Origin of the sequence: Mariniflexile fucanivorans (assembly GCF_004341235.1) — a bacterium.
In the GTDB taxonomy this organism is placed as follows: domain Bacteria; phylum Bacteroidota; class Bacteroidia; order Flavobacteriales; family Flavobacteriaceae; genus Mariniflexile; species Mariniflexile fucanivorans.
Window position 1 is genome coordinate 438,070 of record NZ_SLUP01000001.1, and the last position, 12,623, is coordinate 450,692.

General features: G+C 35.5%; 7 protein-coding genes. All 7 read left to right on the forward strand.

Features of this window, described 5'->3' with window-relative positions:
* Complete coding sequence (locus tag EV196_RS01980; protein WP_132214354.1) at positions 1-1,176, forward strand: efflux RND transporter periplasmic adaptor subunit; 1,176 nt, start codon at positions 1-3, stop codon at positions 1,174-1,176.
* Complete coding sequence (locus tag EV196_RS01985; RefSeq protein WP_132214356.1) at positions 1,169-4,633, forward strand: efflux RND transporter permease subunit; 3,465 nt, start codon at positions 1,169-1,171, stop codon at positions 4,631-4,633. The genes EV196_RS01980 and EV196_RS01985 overlap by 8 nt, the downstream gene beginning before the upstream one ends.
* Before the next feature lie 192 nt (positions 4,634-4,825).
* Positions 4,826-6,541, forward strand: a complete 1,716-nt coding sequence (gene ggt, locus EV196_RS01990; protein ID WP_132214358.1) for a gamma-glutamyltransferase — start codon at positions 4,826-4,828, stop codon at positions 6,539-6,541.
* A 127-nt stretch (positions 6,542-6,668) separates the two neighbouring features.
* Complete coding sequence (gene aspS / locus EV196_RS01995; protein WP_132214360.1) at positions 6,669-8,423, forward strand: aspartate--tRNA ligase; 1,755 nt, start codon at positions 6,669-6,671, stop codon at positions 8,421-8,423.
* Between the two features lie 43 nt (positions 8,424-8,466).
* Positions 8,467-10,260: a chloride channel protein gene (locus tag EV196_RS02000; protein ID WP_132214362.1), complete on the forward strand. Its 1,794-nt coding sequence runs from the start codon at positions 8,467-8,469 to the stop codon at positions 10,258-10,260.
* Positions 10,261-10,334: 74 nt separating this feature from the next.
* On the forward strand, positions 10,335-12,122 hold the full coding sequence (locus EV196_RS02005) for a chloride channel protein (RefSeq protein ID WP_132214364.1): 1,788 nt from the start codon (positions 10,335-10,337) through the stop codon (positions 12,120-12,122).
* A gap of 35 nt (positions 12,123-12,157) precedes the next feature.
* Positions 12,158-12,394: a hypothetical protein gene (locus EV196_RS02010; RefSeq protein ID WP_132214366.1), complete on the forward strand. Its 237-nt coding sequence runs from the start codon at positions 12,158-12,160 to the stop codon at positions 12,392-12,394.
* Positions 12,395-12,623 lie beyond the last annotated feature (229 nt).

Genomic DNA, 12,623 nt, shown 5'->3' on the forward strand with positions numbered 1-12,623 from the left:
ATGAAACATATATATTCTTTATTAATCGTAACTGTTCTTTTAGTCTCTTGCGGAGGCGATAAAGAAAAATCGGTCGAAACCTTAATTGAAAAAGGTTCTCTACAAGAATTACGCACAAAAAAACAAGAATTAAGCCAACAACAATCTGAACTTAAAAAGCAAATTGCTTTGTTGGAAAGCAAAATAAACACCTTAGACGACACAAAACACGCTGCCATTGTAACAACCATTACCTTAAATGACACCATTTTTAAGCATTATGCTGAAATACAAGGTGACGTTGAAACCAACCAAAATATTGTTATTTATCCACAATTTTCTGGTATTTTAACTCAGGTTTATGTAAAAGAAGGTCAAAAAGTATCTAAAGGTCAGGTATTAGCAAAAATTGATGATGGCGGTCTTTCAAGTCAAGTAGCACAAGTACAAGCACAAACGGCATTAGCAAAAACTACGTTTGAGCGTCAAGCACGTTTATGGGAGCAAAAAATAGGTAGTGAAATTCAGTACTTACAAGCCAAAACAAATTACGAGGCTTCAAAAAATGCATCCGACCAATTACAATCGCAATTAGGAAAAACCACTGTAAGAGCACCTTTTAGCGGTACTATTGACCAAGTAATTACCGACCAAGGTAGTGCTGTAAATCCTGGGCAAAATCCATTAATGCGCATTGTAAACTTAGATGACATGTATGTAAAAGCAGATGTGCCAGAAACTTACTTAGGTAAAATTACAATAGGTTCTGAAGTATTGGTTGCCTTTCCTTCTCTTAACAAAACTTACCAAGGAAAAATACGTCAAGTTTCAAACTTTATTAATCCTGATAACAGAAGTTTTAGTATTCAAGTCGCCTTACCTAATAAAGATGCTTTTTTGAAACCTAACTTAATTGCGACCGTAAAACTGAATGATTACACATCAGAAAAAAGCATTTTAGTTCCAAACAACGTCATCCAAAAAAATGGTAACAACGAATCTTTAGTTTTTATATACGAGCCAAAATCTGATTCTGAAGGTACCGCAAAACGCATCACCATAAAAACAGGTAAAGAGCAAAATGGTATGGTAGAAGTTTTAGAAGGCCTAAAAGCAAACGATATTATTATAAATGAAGGCGCACGTACATTGCGTGACGGACAAGAAGTAAGCACTAAAAACACAAGCAATGAGTAGCATAAAAAACACTTATAAAGAATTTAAGCTATCTTCTTGGGCTATCGATAACAAAATGACTGTTTTCGTTATCATCGCTATTTTACTGGTTGGTGGTAGTATGTCCTATTTAAGCATGCCCAGAGAAACGTTTCCTGAAATTATTGAAACTAAAATTTATGTTAGCACCGTAAACCCAGGAAACTCGGCAGAAGATATAGAAAAGTTTGTAACCGAACCGCTTGAAGAAGAGTTTAAAAACATAAGCGATGTTCGAGAAATTACATCACAAACTTTACAAGATTATTCAACTATTTTGGTTGAGTTTGACGAGAATATAAGCATCGCCGAAGCCAAACAACGTGTTAAAGACAAAATAGATCAAGTAAAAGCAAACGTTACATGGCCTACATTAAGTAATGGGGCCAAGGTAGAGCCTAATGCGTTCGATTTGAACATTTCAGAAGAAATGCCTATTTTAAATATTAGTCTTACCGGTAATTTTTCAACAGAAGAATTAAAAGATTATGCTGAACATTTGCAAGATAAAATTGAATTACTCTCGCAAGTTAAGGAAGCAACCCTGCGTGGTGTTGATGATAAAGAAGTGGAAGTTGCTGTAGATATTTACAAAATGACGGCAGCCATGGTGAGTTTTGATGATATTATTGACGCCATTAACTACGAAAACAAAACCATTTCTGGAGGAAATTTAATAAATAACAACTTCCAAAAAAACATTCGAATTATTGGCGAGTTTGACGACCCTTATGAATTAGGAAACATTATAGTAAAGCACGATGGTGGTAATATTTTCTTAAAAGATATAGCCGAAGTCAAATTTAAGGAACAAGATGCTACCACATACGCCCGTGAATATGGTGAACCTGTAGTGATGCTCGACATCAAAAAGCGTTCTGGCAAAAACATGATTGAAGCGGTCGAGGAAATCAAACAAATTATAAAGCACGAAAAAGAAACCTATTTACCTGATGGTCTTACAATTTCCACCTCAAACGACCAATCTATTAAAACCGAAAACCAAGTAAACGATTTGGTAAACAACATCATTTTTGGTGTTATTCTGGTGGTTGGTGTGCTTATGTTCTTTTTAGGTTTTAGAAACGCCGTTTTTGTTGGATTTGCTATTCCGCTTTCCATGCTTATGTCGCTTATCATATTAAGTTCCTTAGGTTACACCATGAATACCATGATTTTATTCGGTTTGGTTATGGGCTTAGGGATGCTGGTTGACAACGGTATTGTGGTGGTAGAAAACGTTTATTCCCTCATGTCCCAGGGCATGCCAAGACTAAAAGCAGCAAAACAAGGTATGGGAGAAATCGCATGGCCTATTATAGCATCTACGGCTACCACATTAGCAGCGTTTTTTCCGCTTGGTCTATGGCCAGGAACTATTGGTAAATTCATGATTTATTTTCCAATTACGCTTTCAGTTGTACTATTTTCATCATTGTTTGTCGCCTTATTAATTAATGCAATGCTTACATCGCGTTACATGAAAGTAGAAGAAGAATCCTTAAGTAAACGCAAATTAATTCGTTGGAGTTTAATTCTGTTTTTTGTTGGTGCTTTACTATTAATCTCAGGTCTTTCTATCGGCTCTGGTGCATTAACAGGCTTTGGAAACCTTGCTATTTTATCGGCTATTTTATTATGGGTTTATAAATACTTTCTTAAAGGAGCGATCGATTATTTTCAATACAAATTGCTTAAACAATTAGAAGATCTTTATGAAGTTACTTTAAGTAGATTCATTAAAGGGAAGCGGGCGTATTATGTTTTAATTGGAACGTTCGTTTTACTTATTTTCTCTTTTATTTTAACAGGAATAGTAAAACCCAATGTCTTGTTTTTTCCTGAAAACGAACCTAATCAAATTATTACCTATATAGAATATCCTGAAGGAACTTCTATTGAAAAAACAAACGAACTCACAAAAAAAATTGAAAATCGAGTTTATAAAGCCATCGAAAAATATATAGATGCCGATGGCACTAATTTTATGGTAGAATCGGCAATTTCACAAGTTGGGAAGGGTTCTGGCAACCCACAAACCGATGGTGGTAACCAAAGCGATATGCCACATCGCGCGAAGGTAACCTTGTCTATGCGCGATTTTCAATTACGTAAAGGCATTAAAAGTAGTACGGTTTTAGATGAAGTTCGAGATGCCGTAAGAGGTTTTCCAGGGGCTTCGGTTGTAGTTGAAAAAGATGCTGCAGGTCCGCCTAGTGGCTATCCTATCAACATTGAAATCATTGGTGAAGATTACGACCAAATGCTTGCCGAAGCTCAAAAATTAAGAGCTCACATTGAAGAAATTGGCGTTGGTGGTATCGAGGAATTAAAAGTGGATGTTAATAAATCTAAACCAGAATTAAATTTACACATCAACCGCCAAAAAGCAGGTCAATTGGGTATTAAAACAGCTCAAATTGGTAATACCATTCGACGCTCTATTTTTGGTCAAGAGGCTTCAACTTTTAAAGATGCTGATGATGACTACCCTATAAATGTGCGTTTTAATGACGAATACAGATATAATGAAAATGCCATTTTAAATCAACCCATCACGTTTAGAAACAACAAAGGTGTATTGCTGCAAATCCCTATATCGCCTTTAGTTGAAGTTACTAATATCGAGTCCTTTAACGTTATAAAACGTAAAAACTTAAAACGAGTTATTACGCTTTATTCCAACGTATTAGGAGGTTATAATGCGACTGATATTGTTACCGAGCTTAAACAAGATTTAAAAGGGTACGATATGCCTGAAGCCGTTACCTATAAATTTACCGGAGAACAAGAAAAACAAGCCGAAAATCAAGCTTTTTTATTAAAAGCCTTATTATTTGCGCTTGGTGGTATTTTGTTAATATTGGTAGCTCAGTTTAATTCCATTTCTAAGCCCATTATTATTTTAAGTGCCGTTATATTAAGTTTAGCAGGCGTGTTTTTAGGTTTGGTTATTTTTCAAATGGATTTTGTGGTTATTATGACCATGATGGGAATTATTTCTCTTGCGGGTATTGTTGTTAATAATGCTATCGTACTTATTGATTATACCCAAATTCTAATTGATCGTAAAAAAGAAGACTTAAACGTTGACAACGACCAGTATTTAACCAAACAAATGTATTTTGATATCATTATTGCTGGTGGTAAATCGCGTTTACGTCCTGTTTTATTAACAGCTATCACGACTGTTTTAGGTTTAATTCCATTGGCAGTTGGTTTAAACATCGACTTCTTTAAACTGTTTACAGAGTTTAATCCTAATATTTATGTAGGTGGTGACAACGTTATTTTCTGGGGTCCTTTAGCATGGACCGTTATTTTCGGTTTAATTTTTGCCACTTTCTTAACCTTAGTGGTAGTTCCAGCTATGTTCTATTTAGTAAATCGTGCTAAAATTCGTTTTGCTAAAGAAGAGATGCTTCCTTTAGGTAAGTAAAATAACTTTTATTTTATAACAAAGAGGCTGTCTGAAAAGTGTAATTCTGTGTCATATTGAGCCTGTCGAAATATTTTAACTTATTGATAATGAATATCGGTTTCGACAAGCTCAACCTGACAAAGTAAATATAATACACTTTTCAGACAGCCTCTTTTCATATTTATCAAAAACTAACCTGTTTAATTGATTATGATTAAAAACACAAATTTCATATTTAAAATAATAGTACTCCTATTAATATTAAATTCTTGTAAGGAATCTAAAATTCCAATTACAAAACCCCAATATTCCAGAGGTTTAGTTACAGAAAATGCCATGGTTGTATCTGCACGCATGGAAGCCTCTAACATTGGTGCTGAAATACTTAAAAATGGCGGAAATGCTTTTGACGCTATGGTCGCTACGGAGTTAGCCTTGGCTGTTGTTTATCCATACGCAGGTAATTTGGGCGGGGGTGGTTTTATGGTTTACAGAATGGAAAATGGCGATGTAGGCAGTTTAGATTATAGAGAAAAAGCACCACTAGCTGCAACTAAAAACATGTATTTAGATGAAAACGGGCATATTATTCCTAATAAAAGTACACTTGGCGGCTTGTCTGTGGGTGTACCTGGTACCATAGCAGGAATGTTTGAAGTTCATGAAAAATTTGGATTATTACCAATAAAAAATGTATTAAACCCTATTATTGAATTAGCTACCAAAGGTTTTATTGTTACAGAAAAACAAGAAAAAAGAATGGCAGCATATCAATCTTATTTTAGACAAGTAAATAAAGCTTCAATTTTATTCGAAAAAAAATGGCAAAAAAACGACACCATAAAAAACTTGCCTTTAGCAAATACCCTAAAACGCATATTATTAAATGGTAAAGACGAGTTTTATAAAGGTGAAACCGCCAAAATTTTAGTGAATTTTTTACAAGATAATGGTAGTATAATTACAGAAGAAGATTTGATAAAATACGAACCAAAATGGCGAACACCCATCACCTTTAATTATAAAGATTTAAAAATTATATCCATGTCTCCTCCATCAAGTGGAGGTATTTGTTTAGCGCAAATTTTAAAAATGATTGAACCTTATAACCTAAATAATTATGGGCATAATGCTATTGAAACCATTCAAGTTATCACAGAAGCTGAAAGACGTGCTTATGCTGATAGGAGCCATTTTTTAGGAGATCCAGATTTTGTTCAAATTCCTGTCCAAACATTAATAAGCACACCCTATTTAAAAGAAAGGATGAACAATTTTTCATTTTCAAAAGCTACAGCCTCTAAAGACATCAACTATGGAACTGTGGACATAATTGAAAGTGATGAAACCACACATTATTCTATTGTCGATTCTTTTGGCAATACTATTTCAGCAACAACAACCTTAAATGGCGCCTATGGATCTAAATTATATTGTTCTGAACTTGGTTTCTTTTTAAATAATGAAATGGATGATTTTAGCAGCAAACCTGGAACACCAAATATGTTTGGTTTAATAGGGTCGGAAGCCAATAGTATCGCCCCAGAAAAACGTATGCTAAGTTCCATGACACCTACTATTATTGAAAAAAACGGAAAATTATTTATGTCTGTTGGTACGCCTGGAGGTTCTACCATTATCACTTCAGTTTTACAAACGATTCTAAATGTTTATGAATTTAACATGACTATGCAACAAGCGGTAGATGCCCCTCGGTTTCATCATCAATGGTTGCCAGATGAAATTAGAATGGAACCAAACTCTTTTAATAAAAGCACGATAGACAAACTTAAAGCTTTAGGCTATTTTATAAATGAAACAGACTCTCCAGTAATAGGAAAAGTGGATGGAATTCTTGTTTTAGATGATGGAAAACTAGAAGGCGGTGCCGACCACAGAGGCGATGATGCATCGGTTGGATTTTAATTTTTATTTAAAAAAAACAAATCAAAGTAATCAATCCATTTAATTAAATTAATGCAGCTTTAAAAAAGAATACCAAAACATTTCTACTCTGTGGTATTTCATTAAATTTGCACTTCAATTTTTAACTATGTATAGAAGTCATAATTGTGGTGAATTAAACGCATCGCATATTAATAAAGAAGTAACACTTGCTGGGTGGGTACAAAAATCTAGAGATAAAGGTTTTATTGTTTGGGTCGATTTACGCGATCGTTACGGCATCACCCAACTTGTTTTTGATGAAGAACGCAGCTCTAAAGAGATGCTTTTACAAGCACAAAACTTAGGGCGTGAGTTCGTAATTCAAGTAAAAGGAACTGTTATTGAACGCGCTTCCAAAAACCCAAATATGCCAACTGGCGACATTGAAATATTAGTTTCAGAACTAACTATTTTAAATGAAGCATTATTGCCACCTTTCACTATTGAAGATAAAACCGATGGTGGTGAAGAGTTAAGAATGAAATACCGTTACCTGGATATTCGTAGAAATCCAGTAAAAAATAGCTTGATTTTTAGACATAAAGTAACACAAGAGGTTAGAAATTATCTTTCTAAAGAAGGTTTTATTGAAGTTGAAACGCCTTATTTAATAAAATCGACTCCAGAAGGCGCACGCGATTTTGTAGTGCCATCACGTATGAATGCGGGTCAGTTTTATGCCCTACCACAATCGCCTCAAACCTTCAAACAACTATTGATGGTTGGTGGCATGGATAAATATTTCCAAATTGTGAAATGTTTTAGAGATGAAGATTTACGTGCCGATAGACAGCCCGAATTCACACAAATAGATTGTGAAATGGCGTTTATTGAGCAGGAAGATATTTTAAATGCGTTTGAAGGGTTGACACGTCATTTACTAAAAGAAGTGAATGGTGTTGACATTGAAAAATTCCCAAGAATGCTTTATGACGATGCCATGCGTTTATACGGAAACGACAAACCAGACATCCGTTTTGGTATGCAGTTTGGAGAACTTAATGAAGTTGCCCAACATAAAGATTTTGGCGTTTTTAATTCTGCCGAATTAGTTGTTGGTATTGCAGTTCCTGGCGGAAACGCTTATACTAGAAAAGAAATTGATCAATTAATCGATTGGGTTAAGCGCCCACAAATTGGTGCTTTAGGAATGGTTTATTGTCGTTGTAACGACGATGGTACTTATAAATCTTCCGTAGATAAATTTTATGATGAAGGTGATTTAGCAAAATGGGCAGAAGTTACTGGCGCAAAAGCAGGCGATTTAATTTGTGTGCTCTCAGGCGATAAAAATAAAGTACGTACCCAATTAAGTGCATTACGTATGGAATTTGCAGAGCGTTTAGGACTAAGAAATCCTAAGGAATTTGCACCGCTTTGGGTTATGGATTTCCCGTTATTGGAATGGGATGAAGACACCGAACGTTACCACGCCATGCATCACCCGTTCACATCACCAAAACCAGGACAGTTGGAATTATTAAAAACAAATCCTGGTGACGTAAAAGCCAACGCCTACGATTTGGTAATGAACGGAAACGAAATTGGTGGTGGTTCTATACGTATTCACGATAAAGAAACCCAAGCCTTAATGTTCGATTACTTAGGGTTTACTCCTGAACAAGCAAAAGCACAATTTGGCTTTTTAATGGATGCCTTTCAATATGGTGCACCACCACACGGTGGTTTAGCATTTGGGTTGGATAGATTAGTTGCAATTCTTGGCGGACAAGAAACCATTCGCGATTTTATCGCATTCCCAAAAAATAACTCAGGACGCGATGTGATGATTGATGCACCTGCCGCTATTGACGATGCACAATTAACAGAACTAAGCCTAAAACTTAATTTAAAATCTTAAAAATTAATCCTGCGTAAAGCAGGATTTTTTAGTAAATCTAATCATGCCAAAACAAACCATTTTAAAACAATTACTCATCTGGAGGGCAAAACATATTTCTCACAGACAATTTGTTTATATCCTTAGTATAATAATTGGTTTCACCTCAGGTGTGGGAGCTGTTGTTTTAAAAAACTTAACGCACTTTTTTCAGCACCTATTAGAAGGCAAATTAATTAAGTATTACCACCATGCTTTTTACTTTTTATTTCCTATTCTTGGGCTTACACTTGTTTATTTAATTATTAAATATATTATTAGAAACAAAGTGAGTCATGGGATTCCTTCCACCCTTTTCGCCATTTCCAAGCGAAAAGGTATCATGAGAAGATACCAAATGTTTGGTTCTATTTTAACGGCACCCATTACAGTTGGTTTTGGTGGTTCTGTTGGACTAGAAGGTCCTACGGTGGCAACAGGTGCTGCGATAGGTTCCAATATTTCGAGAATGTTTCATATGAACCAAACCACTCGAAATTTATTAATTGGTTGTGCCGCAGCTGGTGCCATGAGCTCTATTTTTAAAGCTCCTATTGCAGCTATTATTTTTGCTATAGAAGTGTTTAGTTTAGATTTAACAATCGCCTCTATGCTTCCTCTTTTATTAGCGTCACTTTCGGCGATTTTAACATCTTATTTTTTCTTTGGAGATGATATTCTATTGCCTTTTAAAATTGAAGATAAATTTGTAATCTCAGACACTCCTTTTTACATGGTTCTTGGTGTTTTTGCCGCTATTACTTCTATTTATTTCACGCAGGTTTACCATAAAATCCATACACTATTTGATACCTTTAACTCCCCCATAAAACGCCTGATTATTGGCGGAATAGGCTTAGGTGTTCTTATTTACTTTATTCCGCCACTTTATGGTGAAGGGTTTGATGTTATTAATAATTTAATTGCAGGTAATGTTGAAATAGCTTTAGAACAAAATGTCATGCAAATGGATTTAACAAATATTTGGATTGTTATATTGCTGCTGTCTGGCCTGGTGTTTTTTAAAATCATAGCGAGTTCATTAACCTTTGGTGCTGGCGGTGTGGGCGGTATTTTTGCTCCTACACTTTTTATGGGTAGCATCATGGGCAATTGCATAGCTAAAATAATTAATAACTGCGGCTTATTTAACGCCCCAGTTTCCGAAAGTAATTTCTCCTTAGTTGGTATGGCAGGTTTATTAGCGGGGGTTTTACATGCGCCTTTAACGGCTATTTTCTTAATTGCAGAATTAACGAGTGGTTACGAACTTATTATTCCTTTAATGCTCACCGCCACTATAGCATACGGTTTAACTAAATATTTTAGTCCGCATTCTGTTTATAATATGCAACTTGCAAGAAAAGGCGACTTAATTACTCACGACAAAGACCATGCAGTACTAACTTTAATGGATATAGATAAAGTGATTGAAACCAATTTTGTAACCATCACATCGAATATGAATTTGGGAGAAATTGTACATACAGCTGTTATCAAATCAAACCGTAATATTTTTCCTGTTGTAAAATCTAAAACTCAAGAGTTAGTAGGCGTTATACTTTTAGACGATTTAAGACCTATTATGTTCGATCAAGATTTATATGGCGATGTGGTAGCACACGATATTATGCAACCAGCACCTGAAATTATTGACTTTGATAAAGACAAAATGACCGAAATCATGCAAAAATTTCAGGATAGTAGTGCATGGAACTTGCCGGTAATTAAAGATGGAAAATACTTCGGATTTATTTCAAAATCGAAACTATTAACCGCTTATAGGCGTCAATTAATAACCTTGCAAGGCAACACATAAAGTCAAATTTGGCCTTCATTTAAATCGTCAAAACGAATACACTTTATCGCAGATTTATTTAGTATTTTTATAAAATGCCAATTAACTCAAAAAAACTGTTGCGCCAATTCTTAATCTGGAAATATAAACATATTTCAGAGCGCCAATTTATTTACATTCTTAGCGTATTGGTTGGGGTTTTTGCGGGTATGGGAACCGTTGTTCTTAAAAACTTAACCCATTATATTCGATCGTTATTAGAATTAGACTTCTTAAAAAACTATCAAAACACGCTTTATTTTATATTCCCGATGATTGGTTTGGCATTGGTTTATATCATAAAACAAACTTGGCTTAAAAAACATATTGGTCATGGTATTTCAACCACTTTATACGGATTATCAAAATTAAATGGCATTCTTCCAAGATATAATATTTACGCTGCATTAATTACAGCACCCTTAACGGCAGGGTTCGGTGGATCGGTTGGTTTACAAGGACCCGCGGTGAGTGTCGGGGCCGCTTTGGGATCTAACACCGCACAGTTTTTTCACATGAGTACCAAAACCCGTTTGCTTTTAATTGGTTGTGCTTCTGCGGGCGCTATGGCTTCCATGTTTAAAGCCCCCATCGCAGCGGTTGTTTTTGCTGTAGAAATTTTTAGTTTAGATATTGCTTTCACATCGTTGGTCCCCTTATTGCTGGCATCCATATCCGCAGTAATTACCTCCTATTTGTTTTTAGGAACCGATGTGTTGCTGCACGTCGATTTAACTGATAATTTTAATTTTAAAGATATACCACTGTATATTCTTTTAGGCATTGTAACTGCTATAACCTCTGTATATTTTTCAAAAGTATTTTTTGCCATTACCAACTTTTTTAAACAATTTGAAAGTCGTGCGGTGCGCCTATTAATTGGCGGATTAGCCATTGGTACCATGCTTTATTTTATTCCACCACTTTACGGTGAGGGTTACGGTATTATGAACAACCTTTTAAAAGGCGACCATATAGCGGCCATTGGCAAAATGCCTTTCAATTTCGATTTAACCAACATTTGGGTTGTTATTGGTTTGCTTTTAGGCATCGCTGTTTTCAAGGCAGTTGCCATGACTACCACCTTTGGAGCTGGAGGCGTTGGCGGTATTTTTATCCCAACACTTATTATGGGCAGTGTTTTAGGCAATGTATTTGCTAAAATAGTTAATAATATTGGCTTAAATTTATCGGTTCCCGAAGCTAATTTTACACTTTTAGGCATGACAGGTTTAATGGCAGGCGTGCTCCATGCACCACTCACTGCCATTTTTCTTATAGCTGAAATTACAAGTGGCCATGAACTCTTTGTACCACTTATGATTGTTGCCGCTATTTCATTTGCCATTACAAAATATTACGTGTCGCACTCAATATATACTATGAAACTGGCTGAACGAGGCGAACTCTTAACACACGATAAAGACCAAAATGTACTCATGGTTTTAAACATTGATAAAGTGATTGAAACTAATTTTATCGAACTCTCCCCAGATATGAAATTAAAAGATCTGCTGGAAAATGCCGTTGCCAAATCGTCCCGTAATCATTTTCCGGTAGTTAATGAAAATCGAGAATTTATGGGCGTCGTACTCTTAGACGATATCCGGCATATTATGTTTAAAACAGACCTATACGATAAAATTGACGTTTCTAGCTTAATGCACGCCGATGCCGATATTATTAGTTACGAAGGCGATTCCATGAATGTTATAATGGATAAATTTAAAAATAGTGGCGCGTGGAATTTGCCCGTTATCAAACATGGCAAATATTACGGCTATATATCTAAATCCAAACTACTTACGGCCTACAGACGGCAATTAATAAAACACACAAAATAACCCTTTAATTATCTACTAAACTCGACTAACTAAAAATGAAATACCTTATACTCATACTACTTATAGCCGCTTTCGGAAGTATTTTAGCAGGATACTTTCTAGATAACGAATATTCACAAAAACTCATTGGTTTTGGAGTTATGGGCTTATTTTTCATCGTTTTTCCATTATTTTCATACTACCGCTGGAAAGATAAAGATGTCAAGGATTATATGCTTACCAAAGAGAATTTAGATAAAATGCGTGAAAACCAAAAAGAAAAAAAGTATTAGCATTTGGGCGTTCCCCTACGGGTCGCGCTTTCACTACTCGCTGCCTTCTGCGTCGGCGAGCTCAAACAAACCGTTCAATCGCTAACGCGGGGTTATTTACAGTGTTCAGTCTCAGTCTCAGTTTTCAGTTCTTGTCAGGTTGAGCGAAGTCGAAACCTCTTAAGTCTTCAGTCGCAGTCTCAGTTCTCAGTCTCAGTTTTCAGTTCTTGTCAGGTTGAGCGAAGTCGAA